Source organism: Chelatococcus asaccharovorans, assembly GCF_003201475.1.
In the GTDB taxonomy this organism is placed as follows: domain Bacteria; phylum Pseudomonadota; class Alphaproteobacteria; order Rhizobiales; family Beijerinckiaceae; genus Chelatococcus; species Chelatococcus asaccharovorans.
In genome coordinates this window covers 44988-68839 of sequence record NZ_QJJK01000016.1, presented here as the reverse complement: position 1 = coordinate 68839, position 23852 = coordinate 44988, and the positions used below count along the sequence as shown (strand labels likewise).

Here is a 23852-nt window from a genome sequence, read left to right as displayed (position 1 = left end):
ACGATCGGAATTATACTCAGAAATACGATTATTTATTTAAATAAACTTGCGAAGAACGAGGCGTAGGCTTCGACAAGACCGACAATGACGGAGCCCAGCGCCGCAAGCGGATAGCTTACAAAGCCGCCGAGGACGGCTCCCACGAAGCCTTTGAGCCCGATCATGAGGCCGGAGTCGTAATAGATGGTGATGGTCGGGCCGATCAGAATTCCAACAATCGCCGCGATCACCCCGGCAAGCAGGAAAGCGAACACTGCGGACCCTCTCGTCGAGATGCCGACCAGGCTTGCACCCGCGCTGTTGTAAGCCGTGGCGCGTAGGGCCTTGCCAGCCATCGTAAACCTGAAGAACAGTGCAAGACCGGTCGAAAAGAGTGCTGCGACAGAAACGAACGCTACGACCTGCAGACCAACGGATACGCCAAGAAGTTCTACCGAACCGCTGACAGCTCCTGCCGTCCTCACGCCCTCTGCGCCGAAGGTCAGCAGGGCAAAGCCGGCGATGACGTAATGGAGGACGAGCGCCACTATCAGCAGGGTCAGTGTCGAAGCGCGCTCAATCGGCTGAAAGACAAGCCTGTACAGAAGGGGCGCGATCGGCATAACCAGCGCAACGGTCAAGGCGATCTGCGCGGCATGGGAGAGGTGGTCTTGCAGGAGCAGGCATCCGGCCACCGGAAGAACCGGAATGATCAGCCAAATCAGGATCGCTCTCGGCACCCTGCGTAACTTGCCGGCGCGCATCAGAGACCAGCACTCGACCGTCGTGGCGAATACTGCGAGGATGGCTACGAGGGAAACGGTTCCAGGAAGCCGGCCGTTTTGAAGGGCGTGAAGGGTCAGCGCCGAAAGGGCGATCAAGTCGCCATAGGAAGCGAAGATGATCCGCGTCGTCGTAAAAACAAGCACGAAACCCAAGGCGAGCATCGTGTAGATCGCGCCGTTCGCCATCCCATCCTGAAGTAAGATAGCAGCAATCTGCAAATCCATCCAAAACTCCCTCTTGGCGCGCGTCTGGTTCTGACACCGAGACGCTCCTCCCCCTTGTTATGAGTGCAATGCCACGCAAGGCGGCAAGACCCGTTTTTCATTCTCAGCGGTATTAGTACTCTAGAATGACAATGGATTGCCGGCAGATCGGCGTGAAGCTTTCGATCGCCGGAAACACGGTTAGTGATAGGTCCTGCCACCGTCCACCGCGAGCGTCGTGCCGGTGACGAACGACGACTCGGAACTTGTCAGGAACAGGACGGCTGCCGCGATCTCATCCGGTGTCGCCGCGCGGCGAAGTGCGTAGTTGTTCGTGACCGTCGGCTTGGTGTTGCCCTCATGATCGCGTAAAACCGTCGTCGTCATCGGCGTATCGACCATACCGGGACACACGCAGTTCACGCGAACGGCAGGCGCCACCTCCGCAGCCAGGGCGCGCGTTAACGCGACCACACCGCCCTTCGCGGCCGCATAGGCGGCCGATCCCGGGCCCGTCGGCATCAGTCCGGTGGCCGAACCGAGCGTTACGATCGTTCCGCCGGTTTCGCGCCGAAGCGCAGGCAAGACATGCCGGCAGAGCAGGTAGGTCCCTGTCAGATTGACGGCTATCATCCGGGACCACAAATCGAGATCTGTATCTGCGAGCGTTGCGGGGTCGAATACACCCGCGGTGTTGACGAGACCGTCTATACCCCCAAGGATTTCTTCAGCTGTCGCGATCGCGGCAACCAAGGCCTTCTCGTCCGCAATGTCGACGGCAACGCCGGCGCCCCCGCACGCAGCTGCCGCGGCGCGCGCCGCCGCTAAGTCCCGATCGAAGATCATCACGGACGCATCTTCCCGCGCGAACAAGCGCGCGGTGGCCAGACCGATCCCCGAGCCCCCTCCTGCGATCACCACGCGGCGTCCGACAAGTCTGCCCGCTTTTTGGGTCTGGTCTGTCATGGCGCGCCGCTCGCGTCCCGACGGCCGTTGGCGACCAGCCAGCCGCCGTCTACGACAAGTGTATGCCCGGAGATGAAGCCGGCATCCTCCGAAGCGAGAAAGCAGACTGCCGCGGCGATATCCTGAGGGGTTCCGATGCGCGGAAATGGCGTTGTATCGACCATCTGGCGCCGAAAGGCTGCGTCGTTGTCAATCCTGTCTGCAGTCAAAGGGGTCCGGATGAGCCCGGGCGCCACTGCATTGACGCGAATGCCGGCGGGCCCGTGGTCTGCTGCCAACTGTCGCGTCAGGCCGATCATCGCCGCTTTCGATACCGCGTATACGCCGGCGCCGGCACTACCGCGAAACCCGAAGATGGACGCAATGTTGACGATCGCCGCTCCGGACGTCATCGCCGCAAGCGCTGCGCGGCAGAACCTGATCTGCGCTCGCACGTTGATGTCGAGGAAACGGTCGATGTCACTATCGTCAGATTCATGAATTGGACGAGGTTCACCGACGCCCGCATTGTTGACGAGTACGTCAAGGCGCCCGAATGTCTTGAGCGCTAGATCGACAGCGGCGTCAGGGGCCGGGTCCGCCTTGATGTCTTGCGCCAGAGTGGCGACGCGGTCGGGCGCAACGGACTTCAGTTCCTCCAGCAATTTTGCAGACATATCGGTCGCAACCAAGGCATGGCCTGAAGCGAGAAAGCGCTCGGCAGTGGCGCGTCCGATTCCTTGGGCCGCCCCGGTAATAAGTACAGTTTTCATCGCTGCCCCTCGCTGACGAGGCGATTAATATGCTAGAATTTTAGCGGTGTAAATAGCCTGTCTCGCCGGAGGAGAAACGTCGTCTGTCCCGTTGAGATAGCGCGCCGTGCACTCGACCTTGAGATGCCCGGGAGCCGTCGCCAGCCGCGCGGTCGCAGCCGATGCATAATGAATTCATAACAACGCCGCGGCCATCTCAACGCTTCAATTTCTATTTCTGCAAGTTAACGATAATGAGCAATACCGGTAAAAGCTATTCGTCATTCTGGCATGAATTAATACTTATAATAATCGTCTTATGACATTCGATTTGTTATGTAATTTTCAACGAAACTTGCTTTCTTCGGTGGTCTTTTTGTCGTGAAATACACTGAAGCGGGATATCCTCGCCCACTGCACAGGCCGTATTCCTGGTGGATCATGCATGGGCTTTGAAGCCGGTTTTGCCAAGCTGGTGTCAGCGTTTTGTCTTCGCGGGTGGGTTCCGCTCGTTAATGAGCTCCCAAATCTCTTCCGCGCGCCAGGCCGTTGTTCCTCCCAGACGCACCGGCTGGGGAAACTCGCCCGTCTTCACTTTCGCCCAGAAGGTGGACTTGCTCAGGGGCAATGGGCCAGTTGGCGCCAGGATCTGCTTTAATCTGACTAAGCCAGTCCGTGGCATCTCCGTCTGCGTTGTTTGTTGGTTGGCGTTCTCGGCCGTCGGTTTCTCATCCGGGGCAACCTGAGTTGGTGCAGGCGATGCAACTGCAGTCGGCTTTTTCCCTTTCTCAGCTCGTGGTGCCTTCTGGTCGCCTCTTTTCAGGTCTTGGGGGCGAGGTGACTCCGTCAAAGCCTGCCAGAGTACTACATCCCCCAGCCAGTCGGCCAGCTTCTCCGGAACGACCATGTCGTCATGACCAACGAGGCCTATCGCCACAGCCCGTCGGATTCGCTCGTGCTGCTCCCTGAAGCTCCGTATTGTTGGCAGCGCCTCATCGGCCACCGGCGACCCCTCGTCGAGCAACTGCGGAGCTTTGCCAAGAGAAAGGGCCGCGGCCTCCGCCACTGTCCAGAACGGCATTTCCCGCCATGCGGCCATATCGAACGATGCGCCTAGTCGATTGCAGGGCAACAGTCGATCGCGAAGCTCAGGCATGGAGAGCGGTTGCAACGTGGCATACAGCGCGGCGACGGCGATGACCGCGCCCTCCACCTCGGCCCTATCGTCGTCACTCCACTCTTGCGGGTCTGAGAATGCCGCTGAGCCTGCCAGCGTACGTTCATTGCATCATCAGGCAGCACGCCTTCAGACAGCGCACGCACGAGATCTCTCAGTTCGTCGGTAATCCGCGGAAAACTGAGCTCCAAGATCGCCTGTATATGGCCTTCGCGATCAGTCGCGTCAGGCTGATGCCGAAGCAGCTTCCGCAACACCCGTGCCACGTGATCCCCCTATTCCCCGCCCAGTGGCACCTTAGCAGGCAGGCGAGACCTTGCCATCCTTTCACGCCACATTCCCAACGCGGGAGAGCATACATCCCTTCTGAGAATGGTGACCTATTGCAGCTTGATCCTATAGACCGCTATGCGCCCCCATCCCGGTCACTCGACCGCCTCGTTAAGGACACCAATAGCTGCCCGTCGTTCATGTATCCATTGCTTCAATCTTCAGTTCCGCGCATGTTTCCCATGGATTGGGGGCGAGAACACTGGATGGGGTCGCTAGGGGCTGATCTTGTTGGCACTCCGAGACGGGAGCGTGCCGGAGAGCGGGTGCAGGAGCGCTTCGACTTCCAGGCCCTCTGGGGGATGGCGCTTCTTCTGAGAAGGCATGACGCGGAAGGTGATTACGCGGTCATCTTCGAATTTCACGACGACCTCGCGCTCATCGACGATCCCGTGGACCCCGGCGAAGTCCGCTTCTTCCAGGTCAAGACGAAGGAGAAGGGCTCCTGGAATCTGACGGATCTCAGGAAGCGGAAGCCCCTGCGTCCGCGTAGGAACACCGGCGATCTGCTGGCGCAGCTGGCGGCCAACGACGGCGTCGACGAAACGAGCGTGAAGGACGCGCCCAAGCAGCTCGGTCCTTCGATCCTCGGCAAGATGTTCCACAATGTGAGGCAGTTCGGCGATCGGGTCGCCTCGGTCACCTTCGTATCGAACGCTCCCTGCGAACTGCATTCGGAGCGAGCCTTCGAGTTCAGTAAATGCGTGCCCACCACCTTCGCGAAGCTGATTGAGGCCGTGCAGGGGGAATATGACGACGCGACCGAGGCGGAGGTCGCTCTTCTTGGATTCGAGCGATCGGATCTCAGCCTGCAGGACAGCTCGGCCCACATGAAGGGCAAGCTGCATGACTTCGTCACTAAGCACGTCGGTCCGGACGACTTTCCGCTCGATTCCATGTTTCGTCTCGTCGCGGACGAATGCCGCAAGCGCTCGAAGTTCACCGGCGACGCGCCCACGCTCGGCGATGTTGTCCGCCTGAAGGGCATCACGCGGGCCGACGTCCAGGGATGGCTGGACACGGTGAAGGCCGCGGTCCGGCTTCCATCATGGGAGGAGCTCGATCCGCAGCTGACCTACGGAATCTCAGAGAAACTCCTGTTGAGGCGCGAATGGAGCGTTTACCGTGCGGAAGCGCTGAACCAGGCGGACGAGGCCCTGCGCAGCATCCGACGTGCGATCCGCGAACGGGTCGCGACCGGCTTCGGTGATGCAGACACGCTGGTACAGGTCATCGACGCCACGTTCATCGCCGTCGAGAGCGTCGGCAGAACCTATCTCGCGCCATTCCAACCAGCACGACTGAGGGCAATGATCATCTATGAGCTATATACGCAGGACCCAGCTTGAGAACTACAAGAGACTTGTGCGAAGCCTAAGAAAGAAGACGCATGAAAAGCTTAAAACTACGAAGGCTATCGCTTCTTTCAAAGAAGGAAAGGAAGGGAAGGATCGAGAAGTTCGATGACGGATCAAACGTCGTCATCGGCGAAAACGACACGGGCAAGTCGTGCCTGATCAAATCTATCTACGGCGCGCTCGCGGCGCCGGCCACCAAGATAAATCCGCGTTGGAATTCCATCGACCCGATCGCGCGCCTCGACTTTTCCGTCGACGCCGATGACTACACTATCGTCCAGCACGGAAAGTTCATTGCGCTCTTTGACGCCGATGCGAGGATGCTCTGGTGTCACACCGCCGTGACCGCGCAGATCGGCCCGAAGATCGCCGAACTGCTGGATTTCGGTATCCGCCTAGCAACGAAGCAGCAGACGGTGGTCGTGCCACCGCCAGCATTTAGCTTCATGCCATTCTATGTCGATCAGGACACTGGCTGGCAGTCGAGCTGGATCTCATTCGCCGGTGTGCAGATGATCCCCAACTACAAGAGGGACATTGTCGAGTTCCACACGGGCATCCGGCCGAAGGAGTTCTATGCGGCCAAGATTGTTCGTGACGAGGCGCTTCGGAAACAGGCCGACCTGGTCGCCGAGCAGCGTGCCCTTGCTAGAGCGGCCCGGAGGCTTCAGGATCGGCGCCGGCCCGTTGGCTTGGATTTCCGCCCAGAGGTCTTCGAGGATCACATCACCGAGCTAACGGAAGAGGTCACGCATCTGGAAGAGGGCCACTCCCAGATCCGCCGCGAGCTTTCGGCTCTCCAGTCCCGCAAGGCGGTTCTCGTCGAGGAAGTTTCAGTCGCGCGGTCGGCGCTGTCCGATCTTGAGGCGGACTACCGCTACGCGACCAAGTTGGAAGGTGAGGTCATCTGCCCGACCTGCGGGACGGAGCACGAAAACGACTTCGCTGCGAAGTTCGGGCTGCTGGCCGATGCGGAGATGTGCCGGACCATCATCACAGACTCATCGGCCGAGCTCGAGCGGATATCGGTCCATACGAAGGATACCGTGGCGCGGCTCGGCGAATTCCAGATGCAAATCGGCCGGATCAACGGCCTGCTGGAAGAGACGCGCGGGGACATCAAGCTCAGGGACATGCTTGAGGACGAGAGCGAGCGAATCCTCGACGTGACCATCAAGGACGAGGACCGCGCGCTGATTGAGGCCATCGGGCAGGCGGCGCATGAGATCGACGAGGCGAATGAAAGGATGGGTTCGTTCGAGCGGCACGGTCGACGAGCGCAGATCGAGGAATTTTTCGGCGAGCGTCTCCGCGAGTTTGCGGAGGAGCTGAAGGTGAGTAACGCCGTCTCCGGGATTACGCCCCGGGTGGACATGACCATCCGTGATACTGGCAGCGACCTGCCGAGGGCGCAACTCGCATACTACTATGCGATCCTTCACACCGTGGCGAAGTACTCCACGGCGTGCATGTGCCCGATCATCCTCGATACGCCGCTGCAGCAGGATCAGGACGATGAGAACGCGCGACGGATGATCCGCTTCGCCATCGAGAGACGTCCAAAGGACACGCAGCTCGTGCTCGGCACTGTGAAGCTTCACGGCGTCGTGTACGATGGTCACAGGATCGTGACTGTGGACAAGGATTCTCTCCTCCAGGCGTCTAGCTACGACGAGGCTCGGGCCGAGATAGATCCGCTCGTCGATCAGATGTTCGGGCAGGGAAGTTTGGGTTTCTGATCGAGATTGGCTTAAGCCGAATTACGACGAGTGATTGACAGCTAATGCCGTCAATCTGCCCGTAACCGGTCGGTCGGCAAGCGGCCCCAAGTCTACCATTTGGAAACGGTTTCCAAAGTCGCGTTCAGCGGCACCTGGATCAGGGCACGATCACTTCAGGTTACCCTCGCGGAGCTCATCCACACGGTCGGCCCACCAGGCCATCATCCTCACCCGCTCGTCCCAATGCTCACCGCGAGCATAGGCGCGCCGCACACTGTTTTCCTCCACATGGCCGGCTGCCGTTCGATGGCAACGGGATGCCAGAATCTGCTCTCGTTGAGCATGGAGCTGGCAAGCGCGCGGAACCCGTGCGAGGTCATCTCGTCCTTGGTGAAGCCCAAACGGCGTAGCGCCGCATTGAATGTGTTTTCCGACATGGGACAGAGAACCGAGCGGATCGAGGGAAAGACAAGGGTGCCATGGCCGGTGAGCTGCTGCACGTCTTTGAGAATGGCAACCGCTTGCTTGGGTAAAGGCACCCGATGGGGACGGCGCATCTTCATCCGCGCTTCCGGAACGATCCATACCTCCTCGTCCAGATTGAACGCGGACCAATGGGCCGCTCGCAACTCACCGGGCCGAGGAAAGAGCAGCGCCAAGAGCTTCAGCGCGGCTGTCGTCGTGGCCTGCCCCTCGAAGCCATCGATCGCCCGCAAGAGCGCCGCGCAAGGCTTTTGGCTCGGTCAAGGCGGCCCAGGATTTCCTCTGCGGTGCAGTCAGAGCGCCACGCGAGGCGAAGGTTGGGTCAATATCGGCCCGCGCCGTGGCAACAGACGATGCTGGATGAAAGGGTGGTGCCGCTTGCGTGACTCGAACACGCGACCCCATCATTACGAATGATGTGCTCTACCAACTGAGCTAAAGCGGCCTAACCCTCATGCAGGCCCTATCGCGGCCTGCCGACGCAAACCGACCTCAACCGAATAACCCGCCAGCGCCTCCCATTCGCCAGCGGACCCACCCGCAAGGAATGCAATGCGCCTTCGGCCGAGCGGCTGAGGCTCACTCTGCGTTGGCGCTCTCATATCCGCATTGGGGTGGATTTGGCAAGGACCTCTTTGCCGATCTCAGCACATCTCCGCGCATTTATCCCACCGGGCGCGCCCAGACCAGCCGATCCAGGCCGCCGGCAAAGCGCGGCCCCTTCTGCCGCGCCAGGCCCGCTCCCTGAACACCCTTCCGTCTAAAGACGCGTCATGAAGGGATGGCGGTCACCGGCCCGCGGGTCATCGGGAGAAAACTCGTCCGTGCCGGGATCGTCGGGAGGCCGCGCAACGGGAAAGACCACAGGCCCAGCAGCACGTTTCGTGGATGCCTCCGGCTTTGCTGCGGACGTCCCGACGCCAGCCGGTTTGGCATCGGCAATCTTGAGATCAGTCCCCTTGGCTTCCGATGCCCTGGCTTCCAATTCTTTGGCTTCCGATTCCATGGCTTGGGGCGTCACGCCGCGAGGAGCCTCACTGTCGCGCTCCCCGAACGATGGCTCCGGCGATACAGACGGACTGCCCTGTTCGGCCGGCTTCGCCATGGGCTCCGACGACGGGACGCCGGCCTTGGCCACCGGAGCCGACGCGCTCGGGGCGGACGGAGCAGGAGTCAGGGGGGCGGGAGCGAGAGGCGTAGGCGCTGCCGGGGGAACAGGAGAGGACACATCGGATGCGGGCGCTGGCGACGCGTCCCCACTTTCCTGCCCCTGATCCAACGCGGCCGGCAGCAGCACGGTCGGCTCGTCGCCATCGGCAAGCACGGCATCGGCGTCTCTGTGCACGCGGCCGTTGGCGATCTGCTCGGCCGGCGCGACCCACTGGAAGGCGTCAAGGCGCCCCGATATGGGTGAGACTGGCTCCCACCGGTCCGAGGTGACACCATCGGCCATCCACACCGCATCGCGGGGGGCCCGCGCCGCCTTGCCCAGCCACTGCCGGAGCGCCGGGGATGCGCCATGCTCGGCCTCCTCGATATCCGCCATGAGGAGACAGGCGCGCACGGTCGGCCGCTCGGCCAGGAGGGGCGCCAGGACCTGCTTGGCCTTGGCATATTCATGAGCCGCGATCGCCGCCTCGGCCACGGCAAGCGTCGCCTCCGGATGGCGGGGCTTGAGCCTGGCAAGCGTTTCGGCGCGCGCAAGGCGGTCATGGGTCGAATCGCCGTGGCGCAAATCGAGATAGGCGGCCGCGATGTCCGGATGCGGCTCGATCTTCCAGTTGGCCTCCAGCACCTTTGCGGCCTTGCGCAGCTTGCCGTTTGCGGCGAGCAGCCGGCCGGCGAGCGCGGCGGCGGGCACGAGGTCCGGCGCAAGCTTGACGGCTGCCAGCGCCGCCGCGAGTGCCGTTTCAGGCTCCTTGTCCGCGCGATCCAGCGCATCCGCCGTCAGCAGCACGGCGCGCTGGCGCTTTGCGGTCGCCTTGTCGATGGAACGGTGCGCGACCCGTTGCTCGAGCTTGGCAAGGGCGCCGCGCCAATCCCGCTCTGCAGACTGAAACTCCAGCATCGCCTCGCTGGCCCAGGCGACGCCGGGCGCGAGTTCCACGGCCTTGTTCACATAGGCGCGGGCCGCAACGGCATCACCCTTGCGCCGCGCCTCGACGAAGAGCCCGCGCAGTCCCAGAACCCGGGTCTCGGCATCGTCCAGCATCTCCGTGAACGTGGCCTCCGCGCCGGCGCGATCTCCCGAAATCTGTGCGGCCTGCGCCTTCAGGAGCAACGTCAGTGGCTCGCGTCCCAGCCAACGCTCGGCATCACTGGCATGGCGCCGCGCGGCGAGCGGATCGCCAGCGCCCACAGCCACCATGCCGCGCGAAACTGCGACATAGCCGCGGTTGCGCCGCCGCGCCCGTGAGGCAAAGCTCATGACGCTCGGCAGCCGCAGGATGAGACGCAAAAGCGACCAAAGGCACACGAGCAGAAACGCCACGGCCAGCATCGCCGCCATCAGCACCGCGACAGATGTCTCGATGCGGTAACCCTGCCAGATCACCGCCACCTCGCCGGGACGATCGGCAAGCCAGGAGGCGCCGAGCGCGACCAGGGCGAGGACTGCGAGGAAAACGAGAACCCGGATCATGGCCGCGCCCCCGTCGGGGTGTTGGCGGCCTCGCCGGCCAAAGCCGTGACGATCTCACCGGAGAGCGTCTGGGCAGCGGTCTCCACCGCGACCAGACGTTCGAGTTCGGCGCCCCAGGCGGCAGAGGCCTTGCGGGCATTGTCCGGCAGCGCCTGCCAGGCCGTGAGCGCCGCCGCACCATCGCCGCGGGCAAGAGCCGCGTCGACCGCGGCAACTTGTTCCGTCACCGCATTGGCGCCCACCGCGCGAATACGAACGAGACGGTTGATGCTGGCGAGCGCGCGGCTCGTGAAATCCTCCGGCGGCGCCTGTTCGGGCGGCTCTGCCAACCGGTCGGCGAGGCCGGCGAAGCCCGTGCGCAGGGCCGAGAGGCTCGGCAAGCCTGCAGCCGCCCCTTGGCGCAGGGCCGCCAGCTTCTGATTGGGGACACCGAGCTCGACCAGGCGGTCGATCGACCGGGAGAAAGGTTCGCCGCGCCGGATCCGGCCAATGAGATCCTCGGCGACGAGGGCCTGGGCCGCAAGCGTCGCCACACGGCCGGCACGGGTCGAGGCATCGGCTGAAGCCGCCGCGAGGCGCGTGGGATCGAGCCGCCCGAGCGTAGCTTCAAGCGCATTGAGCCGCTGCTCCTGGGCCGCGAGGGCCTCGGGGCGCACGGCCGGCTGAGCGCTCGCGGGGGGCGCATTTTCGAGGGCTGCAGCCCGGCTCGCCGCTGCATCGGCCTTGCCGCTCGCCGCGGCAACCTCACGCCCGAGGCCTGCCACCTGTTCCGCCAGGCCATTGAGGCGTCCTGCAAGTGCGCTGACTTCACCCTGCGGTACTGGAGCAGGCAGCGCGGCGACGCGTCGCTCCAGGGCAACAAGACGTGTGGCGGTTTCGTCGATCGGTGTGGAGGTCGGCATCAGCAGGAAGCTGACGAGCCCGCCCGCGATGGCGCCAGAGACCGCTGCAAGTGCCAGGGCCGGCACGGACACCGCTGCGGAGGTCGTAGCCCGTGGTGGTGCGGATGGCGAAGATGGCCCGGCTTCAGCCGGAGCGGGGGCCGCGCCCGATGGCGGAAGGTCCGGGGTGACCGCCCGCGAACGATCGGCGCTATCATCCTTCGCATCGTCCATATGGCTTCGCCCCTTGGCTCTATCCTCGTCCGGCCGTCCCGTGAAACCGTCCGACCCTTGGCCGAGATCGGCCGGGCGGGCAGGTTCAGGCGTGACAGCTTCAGCCGTGACAGGCGGCCGCGCGTCGGTCGCGGCGGAAACGTCGGGCAGCGACGATGGCCGCTCGTCACCGTCCGGCGCATCGCTCACACGGTCGTCTCGCCCCGGCACGGGATCCGTGTCGGGCCTCGGTGCAGGCGCGGCCGTCAAATCGAGCGTGGCGGGATTACGCCGCAGCTTGCCCCGACCCGGCTTGGGCGGAGGGGTCATGGCCGGATCATCGGTCATTTCAGCTGCTCCCGGTGAATCAATGCGCCTCGCTGTCGGTTCATCCCTGCGTCATACCACCTGTGCGACGCCGGTGGCGAGCCTCAAGCCTCATTCAATGCTGCAAGCAACGCGTCTTCCCGCGGTGCATCGGCAACCCGGATGCGGCGCCCGCCCGCCCTGAGCAACGGCTCGGCCACATCCGGCGACAGGCACAGCTGCGAGGCTGCGAAAAAAGGTCGCCTCAGATTCGCGCGCTCCACGAGCGTGAGCGCGACCTCCGCACTCCTGCGCGAATAATGAAGGACGGCATCGATCTGTTCCATGCGAAGGGCGTCTGCGGCCTCGCTGGTCAAGGCTTCGACGGCCTCGGCCGCATAAACGATCCAGCTCACGGGCGTCAGCCCGGCGTCAGCCAGCAGAGCCGTGGTATCGGCCTTGTGATCGCGCCCCTGGAGCACGAGGGCGCGGCCGCCGCCCGGGAAACGCCGGCGGGCGAGCGCCGCCATGGCGATTCGGTCGCCGTCGGCGCTCTCCACATCGGTGAAGCCACGCGCCCGCGCCACCTCGGCCGTGCGCTCACCCACCGCGATGACAGGCACGGCGCGGATCGTGTCATCCGCCGCGATCACGAAGCTGTTCGCGCTGCCCACGACGATGGCCACGAACGGGCCCTCAGGCCGTGGCGTATCGAGGGGGACGATGCGGGTTGCCGGTGCCAACACCGCCTCGTGCCCCAGCACGGCAAGGCGCGCCGCCGTGCGTCTGGCTGCAGCCTCTGGCCGAAAGACAAGCACACGCATGGAAACCTCTCGTCATCCGCGCAGAAGATCGAGCCCAGCCTCGGCGATGACCGCGCGGCCCGCATCCTCGCCAAGAGCCTCGGCATCCCCGAGCCCGCCCTCACGCGCGACGGCGACGGAGCGGCTGCCGTCCGGCGACAGGACGAGGCCGCAAAAGCGCAGGCTCTCGCCGTGCACGGTCGCATGCCCGGCGATCGGCGTGCGGCAGGACCCGTCGAGCGCCCTGAGGAACGCCCGCTCGGCGGCAAGCGCGATGCCCGTGTCACGACAGGCAATCGCCGCCGCCGCCGCGAGGACGGCTGAATCGCCCGCCCGCGCGACGAGCGCGATGGCGCCCTGCCCGACGGCGGGCAGAAAGTCGTCCGTCTCGAGAATGGCGGTCGCAACGTCGGCCTTGCCAAGCCGTTTCAGCCCGGCGAGGGCAAGAAGCGTCGCGTCGACGCGTCCTTCGTCGAGACGCGCAAGCCTTGTCGCGACATTGCCGCGCAGCAGCGCGACCTTGAGATCCGGCCGGGCGCGCAGGATCTGCGCCTGCCGCCTAAGCGAGGCGCTACCGACGACGGCGCCTGCCGGCAGGCTCATCAGACTATCGGCACGACGGCTGATGAAGACGTCGCGCACGTCCTCACGCGGCAGATAGCCCGCGACGAGGAGCCCTTCCGGCAGTTCTGTCGGCAGGTCCTTGGCGGAATGCACGGTCAGATCGGCTGATCCGGCCATGAGCGCCGCATCGAGCTCCTTGGTGAAGAGGCCTTTGCCACCGGCCTCCGACAAGGCGCGATCCTGGATCTTGTCCCCCGTGGTGGTCAGCGGCAGCAGCGGCAGGGCATCCGGCGACAGGCCGGTCGCTGCGACGAGCCGCGCCCGCGTCTCCTCGGCCTGGGCGAGGGCGAGGGGACTGGCGCGCGTTCCGATGACCATGCGCTCGGGAAAAATGATCGACACTGCAATGCACTCCGTGGACACCGACCCTTCGACGGCCAGCCAGACTTTAGATGGCGAAGGATCGCCGGTCGGACTATAGGTTGTTCCAGAACAATTCCGAAACAACGATGCGGGATACGCGACCCGCTTTGGTGACCATGCGTATACTCGGTTTGGAGACGACTTGCGACGAGACGGCGGCCGCCGTCGTCTCATGCGATGGCGAAGGGCGCGGCCATATCCTGGCCAATGAAGTCCTCAGCCAGATCGCTGAACATGCCGCCTATGGCGGCGTGGTGCCGGAAATCGCCGCACGCGCCCATGTGGAATCGCTTGACCTGCTGGTCGCGCGGGCGCTCGCGCGGGCCGGCCTCGATCTCTCCGATATGGACGGCATCGCAGCCGCCGCCGGTCCAGGGCTTATTGGCGGCGTCATCGTGGGGCTGACGGCCGCCAAGGCGCTCGCGCTTGTCGCGGGCAAGCCGTTCATCGCCGTCAACCATCTGGAAGGCCACGCCCTCACCGCCCGTCTGACCGATTCGGTTGCCTTTCCCTATCTCCTGCTCCTCGCCTCGGGCGGTCACACCCAACTCGTCTGCGTCCGCGGCGTTGGTGACTACATCCGGCTTGGCACAACGATCGACGATGCCATCGGCGAGGCCTTCGACAAGACGGCGAAGATGCTCGGCCTGCCCTATCCCGGCGGCCCCGAGGTCGAAAAAGAAGCCCTGCGCGGCGACCCCGAGCGCTTCAATCTGCCGCGGCCGATGCTGCGGCGGGACGTGCCGGATTTTTCGCTCTCCGGCCTGAAGACGGCGGTGCGCCTGGAAGCTGAGCGCATCGCGCCGCTCAGCGCGACCGACGTCGCCGATCTCTGTGCCTCGTTTCAGGCTGCGGTGGTCGATGTGATCGTCGACCGCAGCCGCGTGGCGTTGCGCGCCTTCCACGCGGCGGCCGGAAACCCGACAGCGCTCGTCGTCGCGGGCGGCGTTGCCGCCAACCAGATGATTAGAGCCGCGCTGCAACGCTTCGCGGCGGAGGCGGGCCTGCGCCTCGTCACACCGCCACCGGCGCTGTGCACGGACAACGCGGCGATGATCGCCTGGGCGGGCCTCGAACGGCTCAGGCTCGACCTCACCGATGATCTCACCGCACCGGCGCGCGCCCGCTGGCCCCTCGATTCCATGCGCGCGTAGGTCTCTGGATGGCGGCGTCGGCTCCAGTGGTCCCCTGCCCGTCTCTCCTGCAATCAAGGACGCGATCCATGGTCGAAACCTCGCCCGCAAACCGTTACGTCGTCACGCCGCCGGCCATTCCGACGCTGCCTGTGAAGGGCACCGAAGCGCGCTTCCCCGTCCGCCGGATCTATTGCATCGGCCGCAACTTTGCCGCCCACGCCATCGAGATGGGCCACGACCCGAACAAGGAGCCGCCGTTCTTCTTCCAGAAGAATCCGGATAACGTGCTGTTGCCCGACGCGGGCTTTCCCTATCCGTCCCAGTCGGAGGACGTCCATTTCGAGATCGAGATGGTCGTCGCGCTCGGCCAGGGCGGGCACGATATTCCGGTCGAGCGGGCGCTCGACCATGTCTTCGGCTATGCCGTCGGCCTCGACATGACCCGGCGTGACCTGCAGGGCAAAGCCAAGGATCTCGGCCGGCCGTGGGAGGTCGGGAAGGCTTTCGAGCATTCCGCCCCCTGCAGCACGATCGTCCCCGCTTCGCTGATCGGCCATCCCGCCGCCGGCGCCATCTGGCTCGACGTCAACGGTGAGCGCCGCCAGACCGGCGACCTCAACCAGATGATCTGGAAGGTCCCCGAGGCGATCGCCTATCTCTCCGGCCTGTTCACGCTGGCTCCCGGCGATCTCATCTTCTCCGGCACGCCGGCCGGGGTCGGCGCGGTGGCCAGGGGCGACGTGATGACAGGGCATGTCGACGGCGTCGGCGATATCACGGTCAAGGTCGTCTGAGCGGCTTCCGCGCCCCTACGAGGCGGCCGGCGTGCGGCATCAAGCCTTGGCCTGCGAACGGAGATCGACCACCGTATTCTCCTGGGGCCGGACGCAGTTTCGCCCGCTCCGCTTGGCCACATAGAGCATCTTGTCGGCACGGCGCGTGAGGTCGTGCAAATGTTCCTGCCCATTCCGGGTGGCGATTCCGAAGCTCGCCGTGACCCCTTGATGCTCCTGCAGGCCCTCGAAGCGGCTGCGCTCCAGATTGCGGCGCACCCGCTCGGAGAAGGCTCTTGCCCCGTCGATATCGGCGTCGGGCAACAGGATGGCGAATTCCTCGCCTCCGATGCGGCCGGCGATATCATCCGCACGCATCTCGGCCGCAAGCAGCACGGCGAATTCCTTGATCACCCCGTCCCCGGCCGCATGGCCATGGGCATCATTGATCGCCTTGAAGTGATCGATATCACAATAGACCATGCTGATCGGCCCCGTGCCTGCACCGGCCAGCATGAGGCCCGCCCGTTCCTCGAACCCGCGGCGGTTGAGCAAACCCGTCATAAGGTCGGTGCTGCCGTCCTTCTTCAGGTCGTCGATGATGTCCAGAACCACCGCCGTCAAGACCGCGAGCGCGAGGCCGATGATGACGATGACCAGGGAGAAATTGAGCCACAGCCAGAAGATCGAATGGCCGAATTCGCGCGGAAGAAGCCCGCGATCGAACACTTCGAGCGCAAGAACAGTCCGGGGGAAGAACTGGATGCCAGACGCGAGAATGACCCAGAACAGGATGCGGTCACCCACCCCGGCCGCGCCTGCACGCCAGAGGCGATAGGCCGCGATCAGAAACAGGGTCCCGAATCCGAAATTCAGGACATAGACTCGCATATATAGATTATTCACTACAAAATAGAAATATATAATCGCGCCAATTATGGAAACAATAATAGCAGCTAGTAGTAAATACCCATCCGTAATATTCTTTCTTTTGAAAATTCCTGCAAACAGCAAATAAATGCTTGCTGAATAAAGAGTGGCAGACACCGCTGCATTATAGCCAACGTCAGCTGGAAATTTTGAAAGCTGGACGGTACATCCGGCGACATAGAGCAAGGCGGCAGCAACGATACCAAGGATATAGCGCCGCGCGCGTTGATGAAACCATAGCGCCAGAAAAACGAAGGCGAATACCGAGGCTATGATCGGATTCAACAGGCTAAGGAACCACACCCCGCTCATAACGCAACCTGCCACCCCCGCTCCATTGTCTGTTCTATGCGAATCAGCGGCGCGTGGCCAGACCCCAGGCCATTGAACGGCCGGACGCCCGCCGCGATCCGATCTGGCATGACCGGCAATTGCTTGTATGATGTCCGGCGATTGCAGGCGAACCCGTGGGAGCGGCATAGGACGTGGACAGGGCGAGACACATATCATGCCGAGAATAGAATTTCGCCGGGGAAGCCTGTCGGAGCAGATCGTCACGATCATGCGCCAACGTATCCAGGCCGGCGACTATCCGCGGGGCGAAAAACTCCCCACCGAGCAGGACCTGATCGAGGAGTTCGGCGTCAGCCGCACGGTGGTGCGCGAAGCCATCGCCAATCTGAAAGCCGGCGGACTTGTCTCGACCCGCCAGGGCGTCGGCGTCTTCGTGCAGCGCCAGGTGCCGCTGCGCTCCTTCGTCATCGACGATCCCGACCTGAAACTGGTCAATGAGGCCATCGCTGTTCTCGAACTGCGGGTCGCGCTCGAGGTGGAGGCGGCCGGGCTTGCAGCCGGCCGGCGCGACGAGAAACATCTCCGGCAGATGCGCAAGGCCATGACGGCGATGGTCGAGGCCACGGAAGCCGGGGAGGATGCCATCCAGGCGGATCTCGCCTTCCACCGCAGCATCGCGGAGGCCTCCGGAAATGTTCATTTCCTGCAGCTTTTCAACTACCTCGGCGAGTTGCTCATCCCGCGCACCAAATTCGAGACCTTCAAGATCACCGGCGCCAACCGGGAGGACTATCTCAAGCACCTCAACCAGGAACACGCGGCCATCCTCGCCGCCATCGAGGGCAAGGCTCCCGAAGATGCGCGTACCGCCATGCGGGTGCATCTCATCGGCAGCAAGGACCGGTTGACCGCGGGCGCGGCCATTGCTGCCAAGGTCCAGCTCGTGGAATGAATTTGACATTCGGTGCCCGCGCGATGTCGGCCCCGGGCCCGACATAATTTGGATGCAGATGCTCGACACGAACCACTAGCTCGATCGGCGCTCTGCAACGGGCTTCCCGGCGGGAGCGTGATCTGGATCGGCGGGCTGGGGCGACGCGGGCGTAGCTGCCGCCGCGGCTTTTGTGGCGGTATCGACTGAAACGACGACCGACATGCCCGGCGCCAGCCGTTTGGTCAGCGGCTGGCCGGGATCGATTGCGATGCGCACGGGCAGCCGCTGCGTCACCTTGGTGAAATTGCCGGTGGCATTGTCAGCCTTGAGCACAGCGAATTCGGAACCCGCCGCAGGGGAGAACTGCTCGATGTGACCCGTCAGCGTCTCGCCCTGCAGGGCATCCACCGTGAAGGTGACGGGCTGGCCGATCTTCATGCCAGACAGCTGTGTTTCCTTGAAGTTTGCAACAACCCAGACCTGCTCGGGAACCAGCGCCGCGAGCTGCGTGCCCACCGAAACATATTGTCCCAGGCGGGCACCGACCTCGCCGAGCTGTCCGTCGGCCGGAGCGACGATATGCGTGTTGGCCAGATCGATCTTGGCGAGTTCGACCGCCGCCACGGCATTGTCGATCTCCGCCTTCAGCGAATCCCGGTTGACAATGATCGACTGCAGATCCTGACGGGCCACGTCCACCGCGGATTCCGCCTGATGCAGCGTTGCCTGCGCCTGGGCGAGCGTGCCATGCGCCTGGTCCGCGGCGCTCTGGGTCGTCGCGCCGCGCGGCAGAAGGGCCTCGACGCGCTCTGCATTCGATCGTGCGACGTCGAGGGCCGCGTTGGCGCTTGTCACCTGCGCCTCGCTTGAACGGATACGCGCCTCGGCGGCGCGCTGGCTCTGCTCGGAATTCTGCAGCGCCGCCCGTTTCATCGCGAGCGTCGCCTCCGCCTGCTTCAATTTCTGTCGATAGATGCGGTCATCGATCTGGACGATGACGTCACCGGCATGGACATTCTGATAGTCCCGCGCATTGACGGCAACCACATAGCCCGTGACCTGCGGGCTCAGCGTCGTGACCTTGCCGCGCACATAGGCGTTCTCCGTGGTCTCGACCGAACCGTGAAACGGTGGCAGCTGCCAGGATTGAAGGATCAGCAAGGCACCAACGATGCCAATAGTGATGGCGGCACTGGCCCGAATGACGTGTGACGTGGACATGATCTTCTAAATTTCTCGATCCGTAGTGTCAGGCTTGAGCGGCGCGGCGAGTCGTAAGCCAGCCGCGGACAGAGGAGAGCCCCATCTGGACGACGACCACCATGAAGGCGATCGCGGCGAGGGCTGAGATGAGGAGAAAGGCGTCGTTATAAGCCAGCACGGTCGCCTGGAGCGTGACCTGCTGGGACAATGTCGCCAATCCCTCCGCATTGAGGAGCTGGCCGTCCGTGAGGACTTTGCCGAAAGCGCCGGCGAGCTGGCGCACGCGCTCGGTCACCTGCGGGTCCGTCATCACGATGCGCTCGACAAGATGCGCCGAGTGAAACTTCTCGCGGATGATGATGAACGATCCGAACGCAGCCGAGCCGATCAGCCCGCCAAGGCTCTGGGTGAACAGAAACACGACAAGGAAGCTGGTGATGAACGTCGGCCCCTGCTTCATGGTCTTCATCAGGCCGGCGAGCAAAGCCGGCGGCAAGAACAATGCACCTCCGAACGCGATCAGCGCCTGACTGACATACATGTTTCCAGGTCGCGTCAGGCTCGTCGCGTGGCCGTCCATATAAGCGCCGACCGCGATGCAGGAGAGCGCGACCGCATGCAGGAGGTGCACGCGCTCGATCTTGAGCGTTGCGCCGCAAACCAGCCCCCCCGTGACGGATGCCGCGAGAACGACGAGATACAGATGCCGGCTCTGCTCATTGAAGAGGCCCAGCCCCTGGAACAGCGCCAGCGCGCCTGATGTCTGCTCGGTGAGGACCATTCGGAAGACGAGCAATGTCAGCGTGAGATGGAGGATCTCGGGACTCGTCAGCCAACGGATATTGATGAGCGGCGTATCGCGATTGATCTCGATGGCCGCGGCGCAAGCGATCGCCATCACGGCCACCGCAAGCGCGACACCGATCCACGGCGCCTCGAACCACCAATAGTAGCGGCCGACAGTCAGCACGACCGCGAGCAGCCCGAAGCCCAGGGCAATCAGCGGATAGGTGATGAAATCCTTCCAGTGCAAGACCTTGGCGTGCGGAATCGGGGTCAGTGGCAACAGATAGACGATCGGCAATGCGATGAGCGCGAGGCCGATCTCCATCAGATAGAGATGCCGCCATTGGCCTAAATCCAGCAGATAGGGCGAGATGAGCCGCGCGATCGTCGGCGTCGCGCTCGAGAGCATCAACGCCAGGCTCAAGCCCCAGCTCATCTTCTTCGCGGGCGGGAAGGCCTCCAGCATATAGAGGAAGCCAAGGGTCGATATGGGGGCCGCGGCCGCGCCTGCCAGGAAACGCACCGGCAAGGCCGACCACAGATCGTAGATGAAGAGATGCAGCAGCGACGTCAGCACGAACATGACGATGCTGATCTCGGTGAAACGGCGCAGACCAAACTGCGTCCTGATCTTCGTCAACAGGAGGGTAAGGCTGACATTCGGCGCCATATAGGCAGCGATCAGCCAGTTTGTTTCCGTCAGTGTGGCACCGAGAGATCCCTGAATCTGTGGCGTGTTGGCTGCCACCAGGTTCATGCCGAGCCCCTGCGTCAGCCACAGCAGCGTCGAGGCGGCCATGAAGACGGCCGCGCGGCCGGCGACGGTCAGCGGGTGCGGCGTCGCGACCTGCTCAGCCGTGACCGACATTGGCTTCCTCCTCCCGCCGCATGGCGGCAGCCTGCTCGGCGTTGGCCACGACCCGTTGCAGCGTACTGAGGGCCACCGCCAGCGAGGCGGCATCGATCCCCTGCAGCAAAGTGGTGCGCAGCCGCTCGGTCAGTTCCTCGAGGTCGCGAACCTGGGCCTGCGCGGCGATGGTCAGTTCGATCTGCTTGGCACGGCGATCCCCGGCCACGGCGGATCGGGTGATCAACCCCTGACGTTCAAGGCCGTCGAGCAGCCTGACCACCGAGGGATGCTCGATTTCGAGGGCATCCGCGAGTTCCGTTTGGTTCCAGGAGCGCTCCTGAGCCAGCAACAACAGGGCGCGCGCGCGGGGCAAGGTCAGTCCGCGCTCACGCACATAGCGGTCGAAGAGCTTGCGCATCTTGCGACCGGCTGTCGCGAGCTCGAACGTGAAGGCGGCGCCGAGTTCAGATTTCATAGCCTGGGAAACCAATCTATAGATAGCTATTATATGCATAGCTATATAAAAGATCGCACGTGCGCCGACAAGAGACAAGACGCCGCGCGCTCATGGTGCAGAGGCGGTCACGCCCCAGCTGCGAACGCCGCGTGATAGTCGACCGACCCTTCCGGCATTGGCGTCGTGAAGGGCAGCGCCTGGAAATAGGCGGCCGGAACACCGGCCAGGGTCAACTCCGCCCTCGCTCGAAAGCCGAAGCGACCGTAATAGAGCGGGTCTCCCAGCACGACGCAGCCCTGGCCGCCAACGGTTCGCAGGCGCGCCAGGCCCTCCAGGACGAGTTGCGAGCCCATGCCTTGGCGCTGGCGGCGCGGATGCACGGCGAGAGGACCAAGCCCGTGCCAGCCGACCGCCGCACCATCGACCGTCACCGGCGAAAAGGCGACGTGACCGCATACCGCCCCGTCTTCCACGGCGACGAGCGAAACGGTCAGCGCGTCGGCGGCACGCAAGGCATCGACGATATGAGCCTCGGTCCCGCTGCTGTGTGGCGCGCTGCGGAAGGCCTGCTCGACAACCGCATGAATGGCCGGCTCGTCCCCCGGCGCTTCGTCTCTGATGTGCATGATCGCTCCCGTGTGGCGTACCGCCGCTTCAGAACCGCTCCATCAATCGCAGATATCGTCAACCTTGAGGGCGACGGTTGCCGCTGGATGCAACCAACTGAGCCGCTTACTGTTCACGTATATTGAGAGACTCATCAGCAGTGTTTGCAATACTCACCACCAGAGTCAAATAGGCTGGAAGAGCGTTGTAAATACACCAGCCGCCCGACGAAACAGCGAGCGACGCTATCTTTGCGCTTGAAGTGAGCCGTGTCTTGTGTCACCAAACGGCCATTATGGAAAACGCAGCTCACATCATTAGCTCGGCACCAATGCCACGTTGACCGACGGCCCTGTCGGGCGTCGTCATCGTGCCTCTTCTTGCCGAAGACCTGATCCGGCAGCACCCCCTGGTGCAACACTGCCGCCTGCTATCTTGTGAGATCCTGCAATGTCGACCGTTCAAGAGGCTGCGCGCGCTCTGCGCCGCGCCCGGCGCTGTCTCCGGCGCAAACCCATAGATCTTCGCGCCGACACTGTCATATCGGTGTTTCGCTTCACGGGCGCCCATTGGGCGGCCCAGCGGGGGCGCGTCAGCGCGATCATCCTATTCGGCATCCTGGCGACCGCAGCAGAAGTGCTCACGCCCTATTTCGCGGGCAGGCTCGTCGATGCCATCGCGCGGGGCTCCTTCGACAGCCAGACGACCATCAATGCCGCATGGACGGACTTCAGCACCCTGCTGGCGCTCAGCCTCGGCGCGGTCATCCTGCGTCAGTTCGTGATGATGAACATCGTCAAGCTCACCCTGCGCATCATGGGCGACATGGCGACCGAGACCTTCGCACGCGTGCAGCGGCTGTCGACCGACTGGTACGCCAACAGCTTCGCCGGCTCCACCGTGCGCAAGATCAGCCGTGGTATGGGCGCGCTCGATCTCCTGAGCGACACGGTCCTCATCGCCTTGTTGTCCTCCGCGGTCACCCTGGTCGGCGCGACGCTGCTGCTCGGCTCCATCTGGCCGGTGATGGGCCTTGTTATCGGATTTGGCTCGCTCGTCTTCATCGTCGTGACCTGCGCCACGGCGGTGGGCTATGTCTTCCCGGCCGCAGCGCTGTCGAATGCCTGGGACACCAAGCTCGGCGGCGCCCTGGCCGATGCGGTGACCTGCAACGCAGTGGTCAAGGCCTTCGGCGCGGAACGGCGCGAAGAGACAAAGCTCGCGCGCGTCATCTCCAAATGGCGCGACCGCACCGCGCGCACGTGGAACCGCTCCGTGACGAACTTGTGGCTGCAAGGCCTGATGATGGTCAGCATGCAGGCCGCCATGCTGGCCTCGGCGCTTGTTCTGTGGCAGCGCGGTGCGGCAAGCCCCGGCGACATCACCTTCGTGCTCACGCTGTTCTTCATCGTGCAGGGCCATCTGCGCGATGTCGGCATGCATATCCACCATCTCCAACGTTCGGTGAACGAGATGGAGGAGATGGTGAAACTGCACGAGGTACCGATCGGCGTGGCGGACCGACCCGGCGCTCGCCCGGCTGACATCACGCGCGGCGAGATCGTCTTCGACCATGTGACCTTCCGCTATGGCACCCATCCGACCCCGCTCTACCGGGATTTCTCGATCCGCGTGAAGGCGGGCGAGAAGGTCGGCCTCGTCGGCCATTCCGGCTCCGGCAAGACCACCTTCGCCAGGCTGGTGCAGCGCCTTTACGACGTGACGGGTGGCGCCGTGCTGATCGACGGGCAGAACATCGCCGACCTGCAGCAGGCCAGCCTGCGCCGTCGCATTGCCATCGTGCAACAGGAGCCGATCCTGTTTCACCGGTCGCTCGCGGAGAACATCGCCTATGCGCGCCCGGACGCAACGCGCGAAGAGATCATCGCCGCAGCCAAACAGGCGAGCGCCCATGGCTTCATCACGAAGCTGCCGAAAGGCTATGAAACGCAGGTGGGCGAGCGCGGCGTCAAGCTGTCGGGCGGCGAGCGCCAGCGCGTGGCGCTCGCCCGGGCCTTCCTCGCCGACGCGCCAATCCTGATCCTCGACGAAGCCACCTCGAGCCTCGATTCGGAAAGCGAGGCGCTGATCCAGCAGGCGATGGAAAAGCTGATGGTCGGACGCACCACGATCGTCATCGCGCATCGTCTCTCGACGGTGCAGTCGCTGGACCGGCTTCTCGTCTTCGATGTCGGCCGGGTCGTCGAGGAAGGCAGCCACGCCGCCCTCATCCGCCGGCCGGACGGTCTCTACCGCCGCCTCTTCGAAAGACAGGCGCTGGAACTGACGAAAAGCTTTGAAAGCGTGTGAGCGATGCC

Annotated in this window: 19 protein-coding genes, 1 tRNA gene and 1 pseudogene; 6 read left to right on the top strand and 15 right to left on the bottom strand. The window is 63.7% G+C overall.

Annotation, left to right across the window (positions count from 1 at the left end; all coding sequences use genetic code 11):
* Positions 1–32: 32 nt before the first annotated feature.
* From C7450_RS28965 to C7450_RS34785, 4 genes are all read right to left on the bottom strand, one after another.
* Positions 33–989, bottom strand: a complete 957-nt coding sequence (locus C7450_RS28965; RefSeq protein ID WP_110377968.1) for a branched-chain amino acid ABC transporter permease — start codon at positions 987–989, stop codon at positions 33–35.
* A gap of 180 nt (positions 990–1169) precedes the next feature.
* Positions 1170–1934 (bottom strand): SDR family NAD(P)-dependent oxidoreductase, encoded by a 765-nt coding sequence (locus C7450_RS28960; protein WP_110377967.1) that lies wholly within the window; start codon positions 1932–1934, stop codon positions 1170–1172.
* Positions 1931–2686: an SDR family NAD(P)-dependent oxidoreductase gene (locus C7450_RS28955; RefSeq protein ID WP_110377966.1), complete on the bottom strand. Its 756-nt coding sequence runs from the start codon at positions 2684–2686 to the stop codon at positions 1931–1933. Before C7450_RS28955 ends, C7450_RS28960 begins: the two co-directional genes overlap by 4 nt.
* Positions 2687–3143: 457 nt before the next feature.
* Entirely contained in the window at positions 3144–3878 is a 735-nt protein-coding gene (locus tag C7450_RS34785; RefSeq protein WP_245450196.1) for a helix-turn-helix transcriptional regulator, read from the bottom strand.
* 41 nt (positions 3879–3919) lie between these two features.
* Between C7450_RS34785 and C7450_RS28945 the strand changes: the two genes are divergently transcribed.
* Together C7450_RS28945 and C7450_RS34350 are read left to right on the top strand one after the other, a co-directional pair.
* Positions 3920–5521 carry a dsDNA nuclease domain-containing protein gene (locus tag C7450_RS28945; protein ID WP_110377965.1) on the top strand — a complete coding sequence of 534 codons (1602 nt, stop codon included), beginning with the start codon at positions 3920–3922 and terminating at the stop codon, positions 5519–5521.
* A gap of 41 nt (positions 5522–5562) precedes the next feature.
* The gene (locus C7450_RS34350; RefSeq protein ID WP_210206567.1) at positions 5563–7269 is read left to right on the top strand and encodes a coiled-coil domain-containing protein; all 1707 of its coding nucleotides are present in this window, start codon (positions 5563–5565) and stop codon (positions 7267–7269) included.
* Positions 7270–7419: 150 nt separating this feature from the next.
* Here C7450_RS34350 and C7450_RS28935 read toward each other — a convergent pair.
* From C7450_RS28935 to hemC, 6 genes and pseudogenes are all read right to left on the bottom strand, one after another.
* Positions 7420–8085 (bottom strand): annotated as a pseudogene (locus C7450_RS28935) (tyrosine-type recombinase/integrase); the annotation flags it as partial.
* A gap of 18 nt (positions 8086–8103) precedes the next feature.
* A tRNA-Thr gene (locus tag C7450_RS28930) sits at positions 8104–8179 on the bottom strand.
* Positions 8180–8494: 315 nt separating this feature from the next.
* On the bottom strand, positions 8495–10375 hold the full coding sequence (locus tag C7450_RS28925) for a heme biosynthesis protein HemY (protein WP_110377964.1): 1881 nt from the start codon (positions 10373–10375) through the stop codon (positions 8495–8497).
* Complete coding sequence (locus C7450_RS28920; protein ID WP_110377963.1) at positions 10372–11817, bottom strand: COG4223 family protein; 1446 nt, start codon at positions 11815–11817, stop codon at positions 10372–10374. Before C7450_RS28920 ends, C7450_RS28925 begins: the two co-directional genes overlap by 4 nt.
* 83 nt (positions 11818–11900) lie before the next feature.
* Positions 11901–12599 carry a uroporphyrinogen-III synthase gene (locus tag C7450_RS28915; RefSeq protein ID WP_110377962.1) on the bottom strand — a complete coding sequence of 233 codons (699 nt, stop codon included), beginning with the start codon at positions 12597–12599 and terminating at the stop codon, positions 11901–11903.
* Positions 12600–12611: 12 nt separating this feature from the next.
* On the bottom strand, positions 12612–13520 hold the full coding sequence (gene hemC, locus C7450_RS28910) for a hydroxymethylbilane synthase (protein ID WP_110378036.1): 909 nt from the start codon (positions 13518–13520) through the stop codon (positions 12612–12614).
* Between the two features lie 161 nt (positions 13521–13681).
* Between hemC and tsaD the strand changes: the two genes are divergently transcribed.
* Together tsaD and C7450_RS28900 are read left to right on the top strand one after the other, a co-directional pair.
* On the top strand, positions 13682–14719 hold the full coding sequence (gene tsaD, locus C7450_RS28905; protein WP_110378035.1) for a tRNA (adenosine(37)-N6)-threonylcarbamoyltransferase complex transferase subunit TsaD: 1038 nt from the start codon (positions 13682–13684) through the stop codon (positions 14717–14719).
* Between the two features lie 68 nt (positions 14720–14787).
* Complete coding sequence (locus C7450_RS28900) at positions 14788–15495, top strand: fumarylacetoacetate hydrolase family protein (RefSeq protein WP_110377961.1); 708 nt, start codon at positions 14788–14790, stop codon at positions 15493–15495.
* Positions 15496–15534: 39 nt separating this feature from the next.
* Here the strand turns inward: C7450_RS28900 and C7450_RS28895 are convergent, their stop codons facing one another.
* The gene (locus C7450_RS28895; RefSeq protein WP_170147496.1) at positions 15535–16716 is read right to left on the bottom strand and encodes a GGDEF domain-containing protein; all 1182 of its coding nucleotides are present in this window, start codon (positions 16714–16716) and stop codon (positions 15535–15537) included.
* A 196-nt stretch (positions 16717–16912) separates the two neighbouring features.
* On the opposite strand from C7450_RS28895, the gene C7450_RS28890 reads away from it, so the two are divergent.
* Positions 16913–17650 (top strand): FadR/GntR family transcriptional regulator, encoded by a 738-nt coding sequence (locus C7450_RS28890; RefSeq protein WP_110377959.1) that lies wholly within the window; start codon positions 16913–16915, stop codon positions 17648–17650.
* A gap of 75 nt (positions 17651–17725) precedes the next feature.
* Here the strand turns inward: C7450_RS28890 and C7450_RS28885 are convergent, their stop codons facing one another.
* From C7450_RS28885 to C7450_RS28870, 4 genes are all read right to left on the bottom strand, one after another.
* Positions 17726–18853 carry an HlyD family secretion protein gene (locus C7450_RS28885; protein WP_110377958.1) on the bottom strand — a complete coding sequence of 376 codons (1128 nt, stop codon included), beginning with the start codon at positions 18851–18853 and terminating at the stop codon, positions 17726–17728.
* Between the two features lie 28 nt (positions 18854–18881).
* Complete coding sequence (locus C7450_RS28880) at positions 18882–20420, bottom strand: MFS transporter (protein WP_425351267.1); 1539 nt, start codon at positions 20418–20420, stop codon at positions 18882–18884.
* 52 nt (positions 20421–20472) lie between these two features.
* Positions 20473–20985 (bottom strand): MarR family transcriptional regulator, encoded by a 513-nt coding sequence (locus C7450_RS28875; protein ID WP_110377956.1) that lies wholly within the window; start codon positions 20983–20985, stop codon positions 20473–20475.
* Between the two features lie 68 nt (positions 20986–21053).
* Positions 21054–21554: a GNAT family N-acetyltransferase gene (locus C7450_RS28870; RefSeq protein ID WP_110377955.1), complete on the bottom strand. Its 501-nt coding sequence runs from the start codon at positions 21552–21554 to the stop codon at positions 21054–21056.
* 430 nt (positions 21555–21984) lie between these two features.
* Between C7450_RS28870 and C7450_RS28865 the strand changes: the two genes are divergently transcribed.
* Positions 21985–23844 (top strand): ABC transporter ATP-binding protein, encoded by a 1860-nt coding sequence (locus C7450_RS28865; RefSeq protein WP_110377954.1) that lies wholly within the window; start codon positions 21985–21987, stop codon positions 23842–23844.
* The last annotated feature ends 8 nt before the right edge of the window (positions 23845–23852 follow it).